The sequence below is a fragment of the Kitasatospora sp. NPDC004240 genome (genome assembly GCF_053603215.1).
Map to the genome: position 1 here is coordinate 12,111 of NZ_JBSGFD010000090.1, position 21,101 is coordinate 33,211.

The following is a 21,101-nucleotide window of genomic DNA, read 5'->3' on the forward strand; positions in this document are numbered from 1 at the left end:
GCCCACCGGTGCCGGTGTCAGGTGTCACCGGCACGGAGCCGTGGGAACGGCTCGGTCGTGGGTCAGTCCTGTCCCGATATCCTCCGCCACATCATCTCGCCGAAGGCCTCGGCGTCCTTCTCGGTACCCGTGTCACCGAAGTTGCGCATCCGGTTCTGGTGGTGGGTCTCGTGGAAGAACGAGATCACCGCCTCCCGCATGTTCCGAAGGCCCTTGTTGGACATCTCGATGATGGGCAGGCCGTTGCGGCCGGTCTTCGGCTTCGACGTGTACGGGTAGGTGGTCTTGATCGTGTTCGGGCTGTTGGCGTAGTTGAACTCGCCGGTGTCCGGGTCGATGATCCGTTCCCTGTGGACGACGTCGTACTTGTCCCACTCGGAGCGGTAGCCCGCCCGGGACAGGTACTGCTTGAGCCGTCCCAGGCTCACCACCGGGCCCTGCTCGTACTCGTTGGGCTTCTTGTTGGGCTTGCTGCGGTAGGTGTTGGCGTCCTTGGTGCCCGCGCTGCCGGCGTCCGGTGTCGCCCCGGGCTCGTCCGCGCCCTTGGCGCCGCCGCCCTTGCCGCTGCCTCCCGGCTCCGTCCCGCCCTTGCCGGTACCGGACTTCGGGGTGGACGGCGCGTCCCCGCTCTTGGGCGTGGTCGGCGCCGGGTCGGCCTTGGTGGTGGTCGGCAGGTCGCCGGAGAGCAGCTTCTTGACGGCGCCGACCACGTCCTCGCCGGAATCGACAGCGGTCTTGACCGCCTTGACCGCCTTGACGCCGGCGCTGATCAGCTTGACGGCTCCGTAGCCGTCGATCAGCAGCGTCCCGACCACGCCGGTCCACTGTCCGGCCACGTACGAGGTGGAACCGGTGTCGACGTCGAACAGGTTGGCGAGCGGGTGGTCGTCGACGTAGCCGGTGTGGCCCAGCCTGAACGGGCTGTCGTTCGAGTAGCCCGTCATGTTGTTGAAGGCGTCGTTGTCACCGTTGGCGATGTCGGCGAACGAGTTCCAGCCGTCGGAGAGCCAGTTGACGCTCCACTGCCACGGGTCACCGACGATGGAGTCCCCGACGCCGGTGAAGAAGCTGCCGACGTCGCCCCAGCTCCACCAGAGACCGTTGGGGTCACTGCCGGAGGTGGGGTTGCCCGCCCCGTAGGCGTAGCCGCCCATCTGGTTGGGGTCGCCGCTCTCGAAGACGGGGTCCACCTGGAGGAACCGGCCCTGCACCGGGTCGTACTGCCGGGCGCCGAGCAGGTCGAGGCCCGATGTGCTGTCGGTCGGCCTGCCCAGGTAGCCCCGGTTGTCCGCCCAGCCGGCCGGGGCGGTGCCCCGCGGGTTGCCGTACGGGTCGTACGAGCGCCGGGTGATGGCCAGGCTGGTGCCGTCCACCTGGAGCTGGGCGGTGCCCTGCGGGGTGGTCGGCTGGTAGCTGATCGTCCCCTTGCTGGAGCGGACCGTCACGGTGCCGTCGGGCGCGCGGTAGTACCGCAGGCCGGTCACGGTCCGGGTGACGCCGTCCAGGGTGAGCTGCTCGGTGCCGGAGAACAGGTACAGCGTGGTACCGGCCGGGCCGCGCTGGAGCAGCAGGCCGCCGTCCGCGTCGTACAGGTAGCCGGTCTGCCGGCCGTCGGTGGTGACCGTCGCGGTCCGGCCCTCGGCGTCGTAGCCGAAGGACTGGGTGGACGGCCGGGCCCCGGTGGTGGTCCGGGTCTCCACGTTGCCGGCGGCGTCGTAACCGGGGGTCAGCACGCTGGTCCCGGTGGTGGGGTTGCGGGTGGTGACGGCGGTGACCGCGGTCGGCTGCTTGGTGGGGGCGGTGCCGCCACCGGGGTAGGCCAGGGTCTGCGTGGTGTCCTTCGCCGCGTTGCCGGTGACGTCGTGGCTCACCTGCCGGCTGCGGTCACCGAGCCGGTTGAACTGCCAGTCCAGCCAGTAGGGCTCCGGACCGCCGACGGTCGACGGCGTGGGGCGCGCGGTGGTGCACTGACCGAGCTGGCCCGCCGTGGCGGCGGTCAGCCCCTTGGTGTCGGTCCAGGCGGTGACCAGCCGGTGCTGCGCGTCGTAGCCGAAGCACTGGGTGTCGGTGGTCCGGTCGGTGCCGCCGCTGGAGCGGACCTCCGAGATCGCCGTGACGTTGCCGGCCTGGTCGTAGCGGTAGGAGGTGTCGGAGATCGGGTTGGCGGTATTGGTCTGCAGGGTGACCCGGTTGGTGGCCGGACGGCCGGTCGCCTGGTCGTAGGTCTGCGCGGTGCGCAGCTGCTTGGTCGGCGTGCCCAGGGTGGTCTGCACCACCTGGCCGAGCGGGCTGTACTGGACCGAGGCGACGTACGGCCGGCTGGGCGAGCCCATGCTGACCAGGCCGCCCTCCAGGTTGTAGCCGTAGCCGACGGTCTCGGCCGGGAGCCCGCCGTCGGCGCCGTAGGCGGTCGACGCCAGCATGCCGACGGTGCTGGTGTACGAGGCCTTGGCGGTGTACGTGCCCGCCAGCGCGCCCTCGGCCGCCGGGATCACGGTGGTGGTCCCGGTCGGCTGGCCGACCGCGTTGTAGCCGTCGAACTTCTGCACGTAGGCGCTGCCGGCCTTGCCGCCGGCGTAGCGGATGGAGGCGACCGGCCGGCCCTTGCCGAGCGTGTCGTACGTCCACTCGGCCAGCAGCTTGGCCGGGTCGCCGGCGGTGTCGCCGGTGTACTCGGCGGTCCGGCGGCCCAGCTCGTCGTAGCTGAACGAGAGGCTCTGCTTGCGGGCGTCGGTGGTGCGGATCACCTGGCCGAGCCCGTCGTAGCCGGTGCTGGAGTCGCCGGTGGACGGGTCGCTGCGGGCGATCGTCCGGCCCTGGAGGTCGTACGTGTAGGACCAGGTGTTGCCCACCGTGTCCTTGACCGTGGAGATCTGGCCGCGCGGCGTGTAGGTGTAGCGGGTGGTCAGGTCGGCGGCCGGGGTGGTGTTCGCCGTCCCGGTCGACCAGAGCTGGACGTTGGCCGCGTCGTAGAGCACGACGTTGTCGTCCGCCTGCACCTTGAGGTAGCCGCCGGCGTGTCCGGCCGTCCCGCTGGACCACAGGGTGGTCTTCCCGGTGGCGTCCAGGACCACGAGGTTGCCGTCCGCCTGCATCACCGCGTACGCGCCCGGGTGTCCGCCGGTGTTGGCGGACCAGAGGGCCCGGTCGTCCACCAGCGCGGTGAGCACGAGGTTTCCGTCGGCCTCCATGGCGAGCCGCACGCCCGCGGAGAGCACCGACGTGCCGGAGGAGATCCGGCTGCCGCCGCCCAGCCGCCGGTCGGGCGTGGTGTCGCGGACGGTGGTGGCGGTGGTCCGGCCGAGCGCGTCGGTGTAGCTGGTCGTGGCCTTGCCGCCCTGGGCGGGCGTGGTGTCGACCCGCTCGACGCCCCGGTAGGTCGCGGTGGACTTCCAGAGCGTGCTGGCGAAGGACACCAGCGTGGTGCTCACCGCGCGGCCCTGGCCGTCGTAGGCGGTGCGGGTCACCGACGGACCGGTCCGGTTGGTCTCCGCCCACATGGTGCTGGACGGCGGGTTGGCGGCATCGGAGTAGGTCCCGATGCTGGAGACCTTCCAGCCGTGCGAGTCGTAGTAGGTGGAGGTGACCAGCCGACCGGCCGAGTTGTCCGCCGGGGTGGACTGGGTCTGGCGGGGCTGGAGGGTGCCGTCGTAGATGGTGACGGAGGTGCTGTACGAGCCGTCCTCGCGCAGGCCCTTGGTGGTCACCGAGGACGGCGTGGGGTTGTCGCCCGCCCCGTGCACGTCGTAGGAGAAGATCCGGTCGGGGGTCTGGGTGGCCTTGTCACGGCCGGGGGACCAGACCTTCTCGCGGCGGCCGAGCGCGTCGTACGTCGCGTCGGTGACCAGGTTGTTGACGTCCACCGAGTGGGTCACCGACCCGCGGCCCGGGGAGACCGTGCTGCTGGCCGTCCACTTCAGCGGGTTGGTGGTGCCGAGCTTGGTGGGCAGCACGCCGGACGGCGGGTCGTAGGTGCTGGTGGTGGTCCGGCCCGCCGCGTCCGTGCTGGCGGTGACCCGGCCGTACCGGTCGAAGGTCATCGCGCCGAGCACCTGGAAGCGCGGCCCGCCGCCGGCGTCGTAGGAGGTGACCGCCTCGGTCGCGGTGACGTTGCCGAGGGTGCGGCCGTTCTGGCCGAGCACGCCGAGGGTGCCGGGCCGCTCGATCGAGCCGTCGCCGTCGTAGTAGACCCGCTTGTGCGACAGCGTGGTGCCGGTGCCGGGCGCGGTGGTGCACGGGCCCGCGAGGCTGATCGTCTCCTTGGGGTAGACCAGCATCATCGGGTTGTCCGACGGGGCGTCGGCGTAGGTGGTGACGGTGCAGGTCCGCTGGTCGGGCGCCGAGACGTCACCCTGCTCGTCGACCTTCCAGATCCGGCCGACATCGTCGAAGGTGGTGCCGGTCCTGGTGGTCCGCCAGGTGCCGTCCGACAGCAGCCCCATCGTCCGGGACGCGGTCGAGGTGATCCGGCGGGCGGTCATGTCGGGCAGCGTGGAGAGCGTGTCCGGCGCCGGATCCTCCGAGGTCCACGCCTTGCGGGAGGCACTGGTGGTGACCTTGGAGCCGGGCGGGGAGGTCAGCGTACGGGTGACGACGCTGCCACCGGCCTGGGTGTGGCCGAGGGTCTGGTACGGGGTACCGGCCATCCAGGCGCTGTCGGTGATCTCCTCGTCCAGGACGTTCTTGACCGTGACGCTGCGCTTCGTCCCGTCCTTCTTGTAGTCACCGTCCATGCCCTGGAGGTAGGAGACGGTGCTCTGGGTGATCGGGTCCGGGGCGGCGCCGGTGGTGGTGGTGACGGTCCGGAAACCGCGGAAGTCGTTCCACGTCCGGTGCTTGTCGTCGGTCAGCTCGGAGTCGTCCCGGTGCCAGGCGGCGCCGTCCGTGTAGGTGTAGCCGGTCACCTTGGCGGGCGAGCCGGCCTTGGTCCGGTCGCTGGAGGTGACCTGGGAGACCAGGGTCTTGTGGAACCAGTCCTCGATCGGCTCCACACCCCCCGGGGTGTTCCAGAACACCGGGTAGCACGCCATGGTGTTGGAGTCGGCCGAGGCCGGCATGGTCTTCTTCTCGCGCGAGCACTCGGGGGCGCGGTAGGTGACCGCGACCGACTCACCGGTCTCGGTCTGCACGCTGGAGATCCGCGGGTGGTACAGCGGCGGGGCGGCCGGGGTGAGGCCGTCGACGCGGTTGTCCATCTCGATGCCGACGAAGGTGACCGGGTCGAGGGTGATCGGCCCGTCGCCGCCGGCGGAGGTGTCCTTGCCGGTGTGGACGATCTCCGAGAGCCACATCACCGACTGCAGCGAGCCGGTGGCCTTCGGGTCCTGGGTCTTGCCGGTGACCGGGTCGTAGGTGCCGCCCGCGTCCGAGAAGACCTGCTTCAGCTCGTAGGTGTCGACGTCCTGCCAGCCGGAGGCCGTCCGGACCTTGGTGTCGACGCCCTTCAGCCGGTGGGTCTGCCAGAAGGTCGGACCGCTGATCAGGCAGACGCCTTCGGTGTCCCCCTCCTCACCGATCTTGGTCTTCCAGTCGGAGGGGCAGTTCAGGTCGTACGGGGTGTCGGGCCAGTTGGCGGCGGTGTCCGAGGAGAGGTTGCCGTCCTTGCAGACGGTGTCCGAGGTGGTGCACCGCTGCGCCGTGCGGAAGACGACCTTGGCGGCCGGCTCGCGGCCCGCCCGGGCGTCCGCCAGCTGGTAGCCGTAGGAGATCTGGGTGAGGTGGCCGCCCCGGGTGTACTTGGTGAGGGTGCCGCCCTTCTCGGTCTTGTCCTCGTCGGGGACCTGGCCGAAGCCCATGTTGTAGTAGTTGGACTCGGTCGCCCAGTCGTAGCGCTGCACGTTGCCGTGCGGGTCGACCACGAAGTCCAGGTTGAACCGGTAGCCGACCGGCTTGTCGCACTGCGAGTCGTCGCCCTTGTCCGAACTGTGGCAGGGGTCGCCCGACTTGGGGTGATAGACCGGGATTCCCCAGGCGCTCTGGGTGGCGTCGTCGGTGGTGCCGCCGGGGGCGTGGTTGAGGCCGAGGTAGTAGGCGGTGCCGTCGGTCGTGGTGACCTTGAAGTACTCGCCCTGCCAGAGGCCGTTGGTCGCGCCGCTCAGCCGCTCGATCCTGGTGCCGTCGTCGGACACGAGGTGGTAGAAGCCGTCGGAATCCTTCACCAGCTGCCCGCTGTGGCTGCCCAGCGAGAGGGTGGCGTTCCAGCCGGCCCAGCAGGAGTCGCCGGAGTCCTTGATCCCCTGGTCCTTGCAGCTCTTGTAGGAGCGCTCGATGAAGCCGGGGCTGTAGGACCAGCCGTCACCGATCCAGGACGCCTGGGAGTTGCGCGCCGAGGTCTCCCCGTCCACCGACTGCGAGTCGTAGGACAGGCTGACCGCCGGTACCTCGCCGCCCAGCGAGGGCGGCACGGTCACCGGGTAGTGGTAGGTGAAGGCGCCCGAGGCGGAGGCGGACCAGGCGCCCGAGGCGGACAGCGAGGTCGCGCCGAAGTCGCCCTGGGATCCGCTGCTGCCGGACACAGCGGCCACCGCGACGCCCGCGGAGGACTGCGCGGCCGCCGCGGCGGACGGTGAGGCGAAGGCGCTGCCCGCCTTCGCGGTACCAGGGCCGGCGGGGGCGAGCGCGACCGTGCCGCTCAGCTTCCGGTTGACCGGGTCGTTGACCGCCTCGACCGGCGTACGGGTGCGGCAGGCGGCGAGCTGCGGGGTGGTGAGCGCGCACGCGGGCATCGCCACCAGCTGCAGCCGGGAGGCCCAACCGCCGCCGTACGCCTGCTCGATGGCGCCGTAGTCCAGGGAGACCGCGACGTTGCCGGTCTCCGTCCGGGCGTCGGCCCGGTCCAGGCCGACCAGCAGGCCGTCCACGCCGGCCTTCTTGGCCTGGCCCCGGTCGGCGAGCTTCACCCGGACCGAGGAGACCGGGCTGGCCGGGGCGAGCGGCGGCGCGAGGGACTTGGCCCGGGCGCCGAGCGCGGTGGGTGCGGCGGGCGAGACCGAGACCGGCAGGCCGCCGGCCTTCGCCTCGCCGGCGGGTGCCGACAGGCTGCGCACCGCCGGGGTCTTCCCCAGGTCGACGGTGGCGGTCGCGGCGGCCGGCCACTGCGCGGGCCTCACCACATGGGGCACCAACTCCCGCGCGCCGGGCGGGATCGCGGGTGCCGGAACGCTTCCCCCGCTGCCCACCGGGGCACCGGGGACCTTCGGCTGATCGGGGAGCGGGTCGGCGTCCCAGACCTTGTCCGTGTACTGATATCCGCCGACGATCGAGTCGGCGACGGCGAGCGGTGTCGCCATGGCGAAGAGGGTGGCCGTCGCGATCGCGACGATTCCCCGTTCCCTCCAGGCCCGTTTCCGGGCACCTCTGACTCCGCGCGGTCCTGCGCGCATGTGCAATCCCCCAGAGAAACAAAAATGGCCGGTGATCTGACGGACCACCAGCTGACGGCGCGTCCGGCCGTCCCCGAACCGTATTGCCATGACCGGGTCAGGGCAATAGCCTTCCCCCGCGGCCACTCCACTCCCTTCCGCCACACGGGCCCCCAAAGGTCTTCACAAGCGGCACCAGGGCGAGTAAAGACCGCAATTCCGACACGTGGTGGGGGGCCACGGGGCGACCACCTGTGAGGAGAAACACAGCGGCGCCCGCGATCGCCCACCGCCCGTCCCTGAAAGGGCGATCCATGGGGGAACACCTCCGCGCCCGGAGAAATCCGGCGCGCACACTGACACGCCGTCTGGCGCTGTCGGCGGCGGTCACCGGCCTGCTGCTCGGCAGCGCCGGACCGGCGCTCGCGGACGACCCGGCCCCCGCCGGTCCCGCGGGCACGGCGGCCCCGGCGGCGGACTCGCCGCTGGCCGCCGCCAAGGCCGAGGCCGCGCGGACCGGCGGGCCGGTCACCGTCGACGGCCTGACCACCGAGACCACGCGGACCGTCGCCAACGCCGACGGCACCTTCACCGCCACCACCCACCTGCAGCCCGCCCGGGTGCGCAAGGACGGCCACTGGAAGGACGTCGACGCCACCCTGACCAGGAACGGCGACGGCACCCTCTCCCCCGCGGCCACCCCCTCCGGTCTGGCCCTCTCCGGCGGGGGCGGCGGACCGCTGGCCACCCTCACCGACGCCGACGGGCGCAAGCTCTCCTACGCCCTCCCGTTCCCGCTCCCCGCACCGGTGGTGAGCGGCAGCACCGCGCGGTACAACGGCGTCCTGCCGGGCGTCGACCTCAAGGTCACCAGCACCGACCAGGGCGGCTTCCACGAGGTCCTGATCGTCCACGACGCCAAGGCGGCCGCCAACCCGGCGCTCGCCGCGCTCAAGCTGACCACGAGCGTCAGCGACGGCCTGTCGCTGACGGCCGACCACGACGGCCGGGTGGCGGTCACCGCCGCCGACGGCAGCGCGGTCTTCCGCTCGCCGACCCCGCTGATGTGGGACTCGACCACGACCGCCGCCGCGCCTTCACCCGGTGCCACGTCGCCGGCCGCCAAGGCACAGGCCGCGCCGCAGGCCGACGCGCCCACCGACGCCACCCCCGCCACGACCTCCACCCCTGAGCAGCCGGGCAGCTCCGCTCAGGTCAAGCGGATCGCCGTGAGCCACGAGGGCAACACCCTCACCCTGGTGCCGGACGCCGGCCTGCTGGGCGGCGCCGACACCGTCTGGCCGCTGTACATCGACCCGTACACCAGCCCGATCACCAGCAAGAAGAGCCACTTCGTCACCGTCAAGGAGGGCTGTGCGAGCCAGAGCCCGTACGACGACGCCCAGGACAACGGCGAGGGCGTCGGCTACCAGCGCTGGCAGGACTGCTTCGGCCTCAACCGCGCCTACTTCGAGCTGAACATCGCCAACCTCGACAAGAAGATGGTGATCTCCAAGTCGGTGGTCCACCTGACCTCGACCTACGGGGCCTCGTTCGACTGCGACAACGAGACCGACATCCGGCTCGCGACGGTCACCGCGATCGGCGGGTCCACCAGCTGGAACAACCAGCCCGACATCACCGGCGACGGCTACATCGGTGGCACCCAGAAGGTCAAGAGCTCCAACATCAGCCAGAAGTGCGGCAACCACGCCGTCAACTTCGACGTCACCGGTCAGATCAGGAAGCTCTCCGGCGTCAAGGACAGCTGGACCTTCGGCCTCTGGGGCAACGAGTCCAAGTCGAGCAGCAACAACGACTTCGTCCGCTTCGCCAACAACCCCTACCTGACCACGGTGTTCGACATCGCCCCCGCGGTGCCGGACAACCTGGGCACCACCCCGGCCACCCGCTCCCCCGCGAGCAACGGCTGCGCCGGCGCGGCGGACGGCTGGATCGGGCAGTCCGGCCTGGCCGGGGACGCCTCGGACATCACCCTCAACGCCCGCCTCAACACCGAGATGAGCGGGGTCAACCTCCGCGCCCGGTACGAGATCTGGGACACCAAGACGGCGGCCGCCGACGGCGGCTCGACCGACAAGGGCGCCCCCGTCAGCGGCTGGGTCAGCGACGGCGGCACCACCCGGGTCAACATCGGCTTCAAGGTCGCCGACGGCCACCAGTACGGCTGGCACGTCAAGGCCGAGGACGGCACCCTGGCGAGCCCCTGGTCCGCCAACTGCTACTTCAAGATCGACCTGAGCGCGCCGAGCATCCCCTCCTTCACCGACTCGCCGGTCTTCCCGCCGCTCGGCGGCGACAAGGCGCCCACCGGCCACGCCGGTGACACCGGTGTCAAGATCACGGTGAGCGCGAACGACCCCACGCCCACCGGCTGCACCCGGGGCAGCTGCGTCAGCAGCGGCGTCGACCGCTTCGAGTACTCCCTCGACGCCAACATCCCGGCCAACGGCGCCGCCTCGGTCAACGCCGTCGCCACCACCGGCGGCAGCGCCACCGCCGAGGTGCCGATCGTGCTGAGCGCCGCCCAGTGGGGCGCGCACACGCTGTTCGTCCGGGCCGTGGACAACGCCGGCAACACCCAGGGCACCGTCGGCCAGTACAGCTTCTTCGCCCCCTGGAACCCGGCCACCAAGGTCACCGCCGGCGACCTCGACGGTGACGCGGTGCCCGACCTGATCGCCCCCACCACCGAGGGCGACCTCATCCTGGTACGCGGCAACGCCGACCCGGCCGGTCCGCCCGTCAGCGCCTCCACCAAGGCCCAGAGCCCGGACGGCACGGGGTGGAACAACTACCTGGTCGCCCACCGGGGCACCGCCACCGGCACCAACGTGGACGACCTGTTCGCCTACTCCCGGTCGACCCACGAGCTGTACCTCTACCAGAACGACGCCGTGACGCCCGGCGGCACGACCGGGCGCTTCACGCTCACCCAGAACGTGGTCCCGATCCGGAACTCCTCCTCCTGCCCGGCCAAGGGCGCGGACGGCACCTGGAACAACGTCACGCAGATCCTCGCCCCCGGCAAGCTCGCCCGGTTCGCCGACGCCCCCGACCTGATCACCGTCGACAAGGGCGAACTCTGGTACTTCCCCGGAACGTTCCAGGCCGGCTGCAACCTCGGGGCCGGCGTGCGGATCGGCACCGGTGACTGGACCGGCACCACCCTGCTCGCCCCCGGCACGGTCGGCGGCCAGCCGACCCTGTGGGCCCGGGACGACGCCACCGGCGCGGTCAGCAGCTTCCCGCTGACCTTCAACGCCGGCGTGCCGACCACGAAGATCACCGCGCCGACCCACGCCCCGCTGGTCTCCGGCGTGCTCGGCACCGACAACAAGAACCTCTGCCTGGACATCGCCGGCGGAAAGACCACCAACGGCACCGCGGCCTGGATGTACACCTGCAACGGCACCGCCGCGCAGCAGTTCACGCTCGGCGCCGACGGCAGCGTCCACGCCCTCGGCAAGTGCCTGGACGTGAAGAACGGCGACACCGCCAACGGCACCCCGGTGCAGCTCTACCAGTGCAACAACACCGGCGCCCAGGCGTGGACCCCGGGCCCGTACCCGGGCACCCTGAAGAACACGCAGTCCGGCCGCTGCCTGGCCGACCCGGCGGGCAACCGCAACCCGCGCACCCAGGCGGTCATCTGGGACTGCCTCGACATCGCCGACCAGAAGTGGGCCGCCACCAGCGGCAACGTGCTGCCGACCGCGCAGAAGGTGCTGCCGCTCGGCGTCGGCGAGCGGGACCACCCGACCGTCGCCTCCCCCGGCGACGTGCAGGGCACCGGGTACCCCGCGCTCTACGCCGGCTCCCGGTCCGGCCGGCTGACCGAGTACCCCGGCGCGGCGCCGGCCGGCGGCCTGGCCCGGTTCGGGGCCCCGGTCGCCATCGGCGACGTCCGCCAGCCCTCCGCCTGGTGGAAGCTGGACACCACCGCGGACAGCATCCGCCCGACCGGTGAGCTGACCCTCAACGGCGGCGCGACCGTCGGGGCCGACCCGGCGCGCGGCGGGGTCCTGACCCTCAACGGCTCCACCGCGTACGCCGCGACCGCCGGCCCCGCGGTGGACACCGGCCGCAGCTACACGGTGTCGGCCTGGGTGAAGCTCACCAGCCTCACCGCCAACTCCACCTTCGTCTCGCAGTCCGGCACCAACGCCAACGCCCTCCAGCTGTACTACTCCAGCGGGGCGCACGCGTTCGCCTTCGGCCACGCCCACGCGGACGACACCACCGGCGCCTTCACCAGCGCCTACGGGCCCACCAGCGGCGCGCTGGCACCCAAGACCAACACCTGGTACCACCTGGTGGGCGTCTACGACGCGGACTCCGCGGACCTGCGCCTGTACGTCAACGGCGAGGCCGCGGCCACCGCCGACTACGCGGGCACCGTCTGGAACGCGACCGGCCCGCTGCAACTCGGCCGCCGCATCTCCAAGGGCACCTACGGGGAGTACGCCGCCGGCCAGATCGCCGACGTACAGCTCTTCCCCGAGGCGCTCACCCCCATCGGCGTCGCCTCCCTCGACGGGAAGCGCCCGGTGCCGACCCAGCTGAGCTGAGCCCGCCCGCCCCGCTGAACCGACGCGGCCCGGCCACCCCCACCCGGGGTGGCCGGGCCGTTCGGCGTTCCGGCCGCGTGGCACGACCCCTGGGGGCGAGCGGCCGTCATCCCGTGTTCACGGCCGACGGGCTCCGGGGCGGGACCCGGGCGTCGGCCCGGCGGGGGCTCGTCATCCGCCGTCACACGAAGGTCGGCGGGTGGATCATCATGGCGACGACCAGGAGCGCCGGGAGCAGCAGGTGGGCGGTGAGGGCTCCCGTCGCGGCGAAGCGCCGGCGGCGCCACGGCGTCGCGCGCCGACCGGAGACCGCGGCTCCCAGCAGGGACCCGAGGAGGAACACGGCGAGCAGCGCCGACGTCCGGGCGAGCCTGCCCTGACCGGATCCGCCGGCTTCGGGCTCGGGACACCAGATGTACGCCAGCAGGCTCACGTCGATCACCGCCGTCATCACACCGAACACCAACGCCCCGGCTCTGTCGTCCGTCCGGCCCCTGATCTCCGTCCCCGCCATGTCCGCCGCCCCCTCAATCCTCATGATCGAACGGCCATGATGGCATCACGCAACGGGGGTGGCGAAGGAGTGCGCCAGCCGGTGCGCCACTCGCGTTCCGGGACGGGGCCGTCGACGTCACCCCGATCGCCTCGTCGCCTCGTCCCCACTGCTCCAGCAGCTCCTCCATGGCCTCGGCCGCCGACCGTCATCCCTCGGCGCGGAGCGGTTCAAGGACCTCCAACGCCCCCGCCCGCCGGGCCGTGTCCGCGCCGAGGATGCGGGTCCACGCCAGCGTGCAGTACCCGTCACCTGATCGGGCCCGCTTCTCCGCCTCGTCGTCGTGGCCGAGTTCGAGGAGGCGGGTTATCAGGTGCGCGGGTGTCGGGCCGTCGTACGTCCGGGCCCGCGCGGTGGGGGCGTCGGCGTTCACCCGCCGCACCGTACCCCGGGGCCGCGGCCGGCGGGCCGGTCCTGCGGGCCGCAGACGCGTACGGCGGCGGTGTGTTGGACCCGCCCCGGAGTGGCGCCCGCAGTGCCGTGCGGGTCCTCCTCGGCACCCGACCGCGGGATTTCCCGTGCCCGGGGGTGCGTTGGGCGGGCGGAAGGTCTATAAGGAGCCTAAGTTAGGGGATGAAAGAGGATAAATCCTCCCTTCGTCGTTGTGGAGTCGTCATCATGAACAAGGGACAACTCGTCGAGGCGGTGGCCGGTCAGCTCGGTAGCCGCACCGTTGCCGAGGACGCGGTGGACGCGGTCCTCGACGCCATGGTCCGGGCGGTCGTCGCCGGAGAACGGGTGCAGGTCACCGGCTTCGGCACGCTGGAGACGGTGGAGCGTGCCGGCCGGTACGCCCGCAACCCCCAGACCGGCGAGCGCGTGAGGGTCAAGAAGACCACCGTGCCGCGCTTCCGTCCCGGCCAGGGCTTCAAGGACCTGGTCTCCGGGGCGAAGAAGCTCCCCAAGGCCGGACCGGCCGTCGCCAAGGCCCCCAAGGGCTCGCTCACCGCGGGCAAGGCCGAAGCCGCCGCACCCGCGCGCAAGCGGGCGGCCACCAAGCGCACCGCGGGCGCCGCGGCGGCCGCGACCACCGCGGTGACCGCCGCGAAGAAGACCACCACCAGGAAGACCACCACCGCGGCGGCGAAGAAGACCGCCGGCGCGGTGAAGAAGACCACCGCCCCCGCCAAGAAGACCGCCACGGCGGCGAAGAAGGCCACCGCTCCCGCGAAGAAGACGGCCGCGGTGGCGAAGAGCGCCGCGGCCCCCGCGAAGAGGACCACCGCCGCGGCCAGGAAGACCACCGCTGCTGCCAAGAGCACGACGCCCGCCAAGACCACCGCCCCCGCCAAGTCCACCGCCCCCGCCAAGCGGACCACCGCCGCGGCCAAGAAGACCGCCACCGCGGCGAAGAAGACCACCGCCCCCGCCAGGAAGAGCACGGCCGCCGCCAAGAAGACGGCACCCGCGGCCAAGAAGGCCGCACCGGCCAAGCGCACCACCCGCCGTACGACCGCGTGAACCGCCCGGGGGCCGCACCCCGGCTCCACCCGGCCCCTCGCCACCGACCTCACCACGCCGCCCGCCCGGGACACCGGCACCGCGCGGGCGTGCCGGTTCAAAGCGGCATCGATCGCCCCACCGGTCGAGGTCGGTGACGGCAGGGCCCTCGCCCGTCGGCGTTGTCGTACGCGCTCGCTAGAGTCCGCGTACGGATCGAGCAGCGCGAGGAAGGGGCCGGGCCGATGTCCGGGAGGGTGGCTGTCGAGGCCCGTTACGGGGTCGACTGGGACGTGTCGTCGGGGGTGCTCGTGCACCCGCTCACGGAGACCGGGGCCCGGGAGCGGGACGCGGCCGGTGAGCCGTTCGTCGTGGAACTGCGGGAGGCGGGCGGCCGGGTACGGACCGTGGTCCGCTCGTGCGCCACCCGGGGTGTCGTGCACGTCCTCGTGGTCGGGGCCGCGGGCGCCGTCGACCGGGAGTACCAGTACCTCGACCTGTGGCCGGACCTGCTGCACCTGCGGAGCTTCCGCGACTTCCGCCCGCCGGGCGCGGACGCCGCCGAACCGTTCACCCCGCCGTGGTTCGAGGCGGACATCGCGCCGGACGGCGAGGCACGCATCGACGCCAACACCGCCGACGGCGGGCTGTTCCAGACCCGGGCCGACGTGCCGGCGCCGTACCGCACCCTGGCCCGGGCACCGTTCGGCCGGTGGGACACCTATCTGGAGCAACCGGCGTCCATCATCACAGCGGACGCGGACGCCGCTCCGGACGACGACGCCCGCGACCGCGCGGTGCGCCGGCCCGCCTGGGCCGAGCTGCCCGGGCTGCGCCCGCGTCACCTGCGGACCCTGTTCACCGCCGGAGCGCGCCTGGAGTTCGACGACGGCCGCACCGCCGAGGTCCGGGAGCCCGAGTCGGCCGGCATCCTCCGGCTGCCCACCGGGCGGGTCATCGCCGGCGACCCCGGGTGGATCGGTGCCGAGCACGAGCCGTTCACGGTCACCGTACCGGCCGGCGACCACCCCCTCCTGATAGCCCAGATGAACTGGGTCAAGGACGAGGAGGGCGAGGACGACGAGTGGGGCGACGAGGACAAGTGGGGTGATTGGGGTGACGAGAACACCGCGGCGAAGCTGGTGATCCTGCCCGACCGTCCCACGGTCGGCTGGGAGCCGGCCCTGCGTCCGGGGCAGGACCCCCAGACCCTCGGCCCGAACAGCTTCTACGGCTTCGACGTGGACACCGCCACCGGATGCTTCCTGGACGCGGCCGTCCGAGACGCCCTCGCGAAGGCCTACAATCCGCTCAGGGGCCTGCCCGGCTCCACCGACGGCTCGAACTCCTCCTACCCCTCGTGGACCGACCCGGACACCGGCGGAACGGTGATCACCTATGTGACCGGCATGGGAGACGGCTCCTACCCCGTCTGGATCGGCCGCGACTCCGAGGGCCAGGTCACCTGCCTCGTGGCCGACATGCTCCTCCTCCACGGCGCCCGGCCCGTCCCACCCACCGTCGAGGACCCGACCCCCTACCGCGTGCCCCTGCCGCACCATCCGGCGGAAGCGCCGCCCTGCGGACCCTTCCCCGCCGCGGCCGACCACCTGGCCCGCCTCCGCACCGACATCACGGCCACGGCGGAGAGCGTCCGTGCCTCCCTTAAGCCGTGGGAGTGAGGCAGATGGTGACCGAAGACGGCCCCCGCACTCCGCCGCGTCCCTCGGACGTCGTCGCGGTCTTCCCCGAGCTCGCCACCCATGCGCGGACGGCGGTCCGGCTGCATCCCGTGCCGGCCGAACCGGGCCCGCGCGACAGCTCCGTGGGAGGACCCCTGGCCTGGCCGGAGGACGAGCCGTGGCCGACCTGCCCGGGCGGCGGGCATCGCGCGCATGCGCAGCCCCACCGCCCGGCCAACGTCCGGGGCGAGCGCTCGGTGTGGTTCGCCCACCACGGCGAGATCACCTGGGACGACATACCCGCGGACACGTCGTGGCCCCTGCTGCCCGTGCTGCAGGTGTACGCGCGTGACGTGCCCTGGTACGACGGATTCCCGGAGGGTACGGACGTCCTCCAGATCCTGTGGTGCCCGTTCCAGCACGGCTACGACACTCCGGCGGTGCCCTACAACGGCATCGCCGGCCCGTGGGTCCGGATCCGGTACCGCCGCACCGACGACCTGGGAGAGCGCTTCCTGACGCCGCCGGAGCCGGTGGCCGTGGGCGAGCCCGGCTTCCTGCCCACCCCGTGCCTGCTGCGGCCGGAGCCCGTGACCGAGTACCCGCACCCGGGTGTCCTGGGCGAGGAGTTCGAGGAGCGGGTCGAGGAATGGGAGCAGGAGACCTTCGCCGACCCCGACGACCCCGACGACTACGAGCCGCGTTACTCCTGGGACCTCTCGACGGCCCCGGGCTGGAAGCTCGGTGGCCACGAACCCTGGAACTACCAGGGCTACTACGGGCCGGTGCGGTGCCACACCTGCGGCGGCGGGATGCGGTTCGTGGCCGCGCTCGCCAGCGAGGAGTGGGACGGGAGCACGATGAGCTGGGCGCCGGCGGGCTTCCCGGACGGCGGCCCGAGCGCGGTGCGGCGGCGTCAGGAGCCGACCGACGTCGTCCTCGGGCACCAGGAGACCATGCGCGTCTTCGCCTGCCCCCGTTCCGCGGACCACCCGGTCATCAGCGACCTGATGTAGGCGGGTGCCTTCCCGCCGGACCGTACGGGCCCGTCTCCACCGGGCGGGGCCCCACCAGCCCCACCGGACGCGGAAGTTCCGCCGAAGGTGTCGCCGCGACGGCCCGCCGTCCGTAGGATCGGTGCGGCCGCGCGGTGGGCGCGATCGGTGGGCCCAGCGGGCCCTGCCGGTGGAGGGAGGGGCGCCGCAGTGCGATTCGCCGGGGTGGGTCTGACGCGCGACGGTTACCGGATCGCCGTGGTGGACGCGGACGGACGGCCGGCCGGGCCGGTCGAAGAGTTTCAACACTGCTCCTTGGACAGGCCGTTGGCCCGGTTGGCCGAGCTGGCACGGCAGGCGCCCGAGGGCTTCGCGGTGGTGGTCGACAGCGGCAACGGGATCCTCGACAGCTCTCTCACGGCGGCCGGCGTGACGGTTCTCCGCGCCGACCCTCCACTCCTGACGGATGGTCAGGTCACGGCGGAGGCCCTCGCCGATCTGGGACGCGCCCGGCCGGACTCCCTGGTGGCACTGGGCGACGGTGGCTGGACGATGAGCGGGCGCGAGGGGGAGATCGCCGCCGCGGAGGCGGCGTCCGGCCCGGTGGAGCGTCAACTCGCCGCGCGGGGATGGCTCCTGCGCGGCGGGGAGGTCCCGGAGCCGCTGGTGGCGCTCACCTTCGACGACGGCCCGCACCCGGAGCACACCCCGAGGATCCTGGACGTACTGCGCCGCCACGAGGCCCCGGCCGCCTTCTTCTGCATCGGCCTGCACGCGTTGGCCCACCCCGACGTGGTACGCCGGATCGCGGCCGAGGGCCACACCCTGGGCAACCACACCTGGTCGCACGCCTATCTGCCGGACCTCGGCCCCGTCGAGCTGCACCGCCAACTCTCCTTCACCGCCGAGGCGATCGCGGCGGCCGGGGGCGGCCCGGTCGAGTGGCTGCGGCCCCCGTACGGCGGGCGCAGCCCCGAACTGCTGGAGCGGGTGGCGCGGTCGGGGCTGCGGACGGCGCTGTGGGACGTCGAGACCAGTGACTGGGCGCGGCCCGGGCCGGAGGTGATCGCCGAGCGGGTGCTGCGACAGGTCCGGCCGGGGTCGATCGTGCTGATGCACGACGGCGGCGGCGACCGTTCCCGGACCGCCGCCGCCCTCCCCGCGGTGATCACGGGCCTGCGGGAACGCGGCTACCGGCTGGTGACCCTGGACGAGCTGGCCGCGCACCACCCCGCACCGGTGGAACCCGCCCACCGCTAACGGCCTCGGGAGCCCGGGTAGGCGTCACAACTCACCCGACCTGTGTTACCGTTCCCACGTCACGGCCGGGACGGGACGGGATAATCGACCGGTGGACTCGATCTACCGCAGCACGACGGGCAGGGACCTCATCCAGCGCTGGTGCCTCGACCGGCTCGACGCATGGGCGATACCGCACGAACGGACGACGGTCACCGCCAACGGCGCACGGACCCATGCGGTCCTCGCCGGAGACGGCGCCACGACAGTCACGTACGTCCCGGGCACCAACTTCAACGCCGCCGCGTCCCTACCACTGGCCACGGCCCTCGTCGCCGCCGGCCACCGGGTCCTGCTGGTGGACGTCCCGGGCCAGCCCGGTCTCAGTTCCGGCGAACGAGCTCTCGCCGGCGGCCGGTTGTCCTGGTACGGCGCATGGCTGGGCAAGGTGATCGAGAAGATCGCGCCCGAGCCGGTGGCGGTGATGGGCCACTCCTTCGGTGCCGCCATAGCCCTGTCCGCCGACTCGCCCAGGATCAGCCGGCTTGTCCTGGTCTCGCCCGGCGGATTGACCAGGCTCAGGCTGACCCCGGCCGTACTGGCCACCTCGGCAGCCTGGTTCCTGCGGCCCGCACCCACGCACAGCGCCCGGCTCCTGCGCGCCATGCTCGCCCCCAGCCATCAACCCCGTGAGGACCTGGTGACCTGGATGACGCTGGTCGCCCGGCACTCGCGCTCCAGCGGGGCGCCCGGCGCCGCGGTCCTGCCCACGCGGTCGGTCCCCCGCCTGGTCGTCACCGGCGAGCACGACGTCTTCCTCCCGCCCAGGCGGCTCGTCACGGCGGTGCGCAGCACACTCGGCGCCGAGCTGGGTGTGGTCTCCGATGCCGGCCACCTCGTGGTCGAGGAGCGCCCCGAGTACCTGTCCACCCTGCTGGAGAGCCCGGCCGGCCCGCCTGCGACACACGTGAGGTAGCCGTGCACCGGGTGCCGCCGCTGCCGGGAACGTCCCTGCCGCCGCAACCACCGTCCAGGACCCGCGCCCCACCCGGAAGCAGACGCTCCCAACGCTCCCGAGCCGTCAGGCGTGCGGATCGATCCGCTGGTGTCAGTGCCGGCTGGGATGCTGGCGGGTATGGACGACGAGACGCTGATGCGGGGCCGGGTGTACGGGGCGGACCACGACGACCCCGATCCCGGGCCGCGGCCCGGTCATGTCTACCGGGAGCTGTGCGGCGGCCCGCTCGACGGGCTCCTCCTGGACGTGACGGGCTGGGGCCCCGAGGACCTCGCGGAGGGCGCGGCGCTGCCCACGGAGATCGGCCGGTACGGCGCGGGTGGACGCGCCCACTACGAGCCGCGGCCCGCCGATCCGCGCCGGTGGGACTGGGTCGGCGACAGCGCCTGACCCCTGCCGGGCGGCGCCCGCCCACCCCCGGCGGGCGACACCGGGTTTCGAGCGATGATCATCGGGCAGTAAGATCATCCCGCAACACGACGCGAAGGGGAGCTCAGTGGCGCGGGTTGCGGTGATCGGCGGGGGTATCAGCGGGCTGGGAACGGCGCTCATGCTCGGCCGGCGGGGCCATACGGTCACGTTGTTCGAGCAGGACGCGCGGGAGGCCGGAGAGGACCTGGAGCGGGACTTCTTCCGCTGGGCCCGGCCCCGGGTCCCGCAGGCCGTCCAGCCCCACTCGTTCCTCGCCCCCGTACGCACCGTGCTGCGCGCCGAGACCCCCGACGTCTACGCGGACCTGCTGGCACGCGGGGCCCGGGAGTACCACGACTTCGACTGGTTCGACGAGCATCCGCCGCACCGGGACGGCGACGAGGAACTGGTGACCCTGCGCACCCGCCGCATCGTACTGGAGGCCGCCCTGGCCGCGGCCGTACGGCGGGAGCCCGCCGTCGAGGTGCGGCTCGGCCGCCGGGTGAGCGCCCTCGCCGTCGAGAAGGGCCGCCCGCCCCGGGTGACCGGCGTGCGGACGGGTGACGAGACGTACGCGGCGGACCTCGTGGTCGACGCGTCCGGTCGCCGCTCGCCGGTCCCGGCCTGGCTGGTCGCGGCCGGTTGCCGCCCGCCCGTGGTCGAGAGCCACCGGACCGGGATCACCTACCTCTGCCGCTGGTACCGCCTGCGCGCCGACGGCCCGCGTGACCCCGGGCGGGTGAAGAACGGCTCGGCCTCCCCGTTCGCGCTCGCCGGCGTCTTCCCCTCCGACAACGACACCTTCGCGGTGAACGTGGTGGTCTCCACGGCCGATCCGACCCGCGCCGCGCTCACCGACCCCGCCGTCTTCGAGGCCGTCGCCCGCCGCTTCCCGGCCAGCGCCGCCTGGCTCGACCTGGACCCCGAGCCGCTGTCGGCCGTCCTGCCGATGGCCGGCCTGGACAACCGCTGGACCTCCCTCGCCGACGCCGACGGACCCGTTGTCACCGGCCTGGTCAACGCCGGCGACAGCCTCGTCCACACCAACCCGACCCTCGGCCACGGCGTGGCGCTCGGCCTGCGCGCCGCCCGGTACCTCGCCGCCCACGCCGACCGGATCGCCGCAGACCCCACCGGCTACCACGGCTGGACGACCGAGGCCCTGCGCCCGTGGTACGACGCCCAGGTGACGGCCGACCGCGTCAACGAACAGCGCCTCGCCGAGAGCGCGCCCCTCTCCGACCGGCGGGCCGCCGCCCTGGCCGCCTGCGCCTTCGAGGACCCGGTCGTCATGCGGGCCCGGGCCCAGGTACGCCACCTCGTCCGGCCGGCCGCCGACGCGTACGGCACCGAGGAGGTGGACCGCCACCTCTCCGCCTGGCTGGCCGCCCGCCCGGACTTCTCGCCGGAGCACGACGGCCCGACCCGGGAGCAGTGGGACACGCTCATCCCGGGCTGAGCGCTCCCCTGTCGGCAGGCCGTGGGTGCTTCCGGGCGCGCGGTGGATAATTCGCTTGCCCGAGGGCGGGGGTGGTGGATGCAATGTCGGGCATGGTCGACCGGATGCGCCCGCCACGGCGGGACGCGGCGACCGCGTACCACCGGGCCGTGTCACCGCGGTCCGGGCCGCCCGCCACCGAACCGCCGTACGGGAGAAGCCGCCGCATGAGTACGCCCGCCTCGTCCCCCGTCCGGATCGGCGCTCTCGTTCCGTTGACTGCGGCGTCGAGTTCGGGACAGGCCGCCCGGACCTCCTTCAGGCCCACGGCCTCGTCGGGGCGAAGGCGCTCGGGGCGGCTCATGATCCAGC

11 protein-coding genes are annotated in these 21,101 nt (G+C 72.8%); 8 read left to right on the forward strand and 3 right to left on the reverse strand.

All coding sequences use genetic code 11. The features are described 5' to 3' along the window. Positions 1-62 precede the first annotated feature (62 nt). The gene (locus ACWEQL_RS23760; RefSeq protein WP_452152307.1) at positions 63-7,289 is read right to left on the reverse strand and encodes an RHS repeat-associated core domain-containing protein; all 7,227 of its coding nucleotides are present in this window, start codon (positions 7,287-7,289) and stop codon (positions 63-65) included. A 386-nt stretch (positions 7,290-7,675) separates the two neighbouring features. Between ACWEQL_RS23760 and ACWEQL_RS23765 the strand changes: the two genes are divergently transcribed. Beyond that, the gene (locus ACWEQL_RS23765; RefSeq protein ID WP_452152308.1) at positions 7,676-11,953 is read left to right on the forward strand and encodes a LamG-like jellyroll fold domain-containing protein; all 4,278 of its coding nucleotides are present in this window, start codon (positions 7,676-7,678) and stop codon (positions 11,951-11,953) included. A 181-nt stretch (positions 11,954-12,134) separates the two neighbouring features. Here ACWEQL_RS23765 and ACWEQL_RS23770 read toward each other — a convergent pair whose 3' ends face one another. Next, positions 12,135-12,491, reverse strand: coding sequence for a hypothetical protein (locus ACWEQL_RS23770; RefSeq protein WP_452152309.1), 357 nt, complete (start codon positions 12,489-12,491; stop codon positions 12,135-12,137). A gap of 163 nt (positions 12,492-12,654) precedes the next feature. Next, positions 12,655-12,879, reverse strand: a complete 225-nt coding sequence (locus tag ACWEQL_RS23775; protein WP_452152310.1) for a hypothetical protein — start codon at positions 12,877-12,879, stop codon at positions 12,655-12,657. A 245-nt stretch (positions 12,880-13,124) separates the two neighbouring features. On the opposite strand from ACWEQL_RS23775, the gene ACWEQL_RS23780 reads away from it, so the two are divergent. From ACWEQL_RS23780 to ACWEQL_RS23810, 7 genes are all read left to right on the forward strand, one after another. Further along, complete coding sequence (locus ACWEQL_RS23780) at positions 13,125-13,967, forward strand: HU family DNA-binding protein (RefSeq protein WP_452152311.1); 843 nt, start codon at positions 13,125-13,127, stop codon at positions 13,965-13,967. Between the two features lie 224 nt (positions 13,968-14,191). Next, on the forward strand, positions 14,192-15,628 hold the full coding sequence (locus ACWEQL_RS23785; protein ID WP_452152312.1) for a DUF4241 domain-containing protein: 1,437 nt from the start codon (positions 14,192-14,194) through the stop codon (positions 15,626-15,628). 5 nt (positions 15,629-15,633) lie between these two features. Beyond that, positions 15,634-16,644: a hypothetical protein gene (locus ACWEQL_RS23790; RefSeq protein ID WP_452152313.1), complete on the forward strand. Its 1,011-nt coding sequence runs from the start codon at positions 15,634-15,636 to the stop codon at positions 16,642-16,644. 294 nt (positions 16,645-16,938) lie between these two features. Then, the gene (locus tag ACWEQL_RS23795; protein ID WP_452152314.1) at positions 16,939-17,883 is read left to right on the forward strand and encodes a polysaccharide deacetylase family protein; all 945 of its coding nucleotides are present in this window, start codon (positions 16,939-16,941) and stop codon (positions 17,881-17,883) included. 91 nt (positions 17,884-17,974) lie between these two features. Continuing rightward, positions 17,975-18,838 carry an alpha/beta fold hydrolase gene (locus tag ACWEQL_RS23800; protein WP_452152315.1) on the forward strand — a complete coding sequence of 288 codons (864 nt, stop codon included), beginning with the start codon at positions 17,975-17,977 and terminating at the stop codon, positions 18,836-18,838. A gap of 159 nt (positions 18,839-18,997) precedes the next feature. Beyond that, positions 18,998-19,270 carry a hypothetical protein gene (locus ACWEQL_RS23805; protein WP_452152316.1) on the forward strand — a complete coding sequence of 91 codons (273 nt, stop codon included), beginning with the start codon at positions 18,998-19,000 and terminating at the stop codon, positions 19,268-19,270. Between the two features lie 106 nt (positions 19,271-19,376). After that, positions 19,377-20,750: an FAD-dependent oxidoreductase gene (locus ACWEQL_RS23810; protein ID WP_452152317.1), complete on the forward strand. Its 1,374-nt coding sequence runs from the start codon at positions 19,377-19,379 to the stop codon at positions 20,748-20,750. The last annotated feature ends 351 nt before the right edge of the window (positions 20,751-21,101 follow it).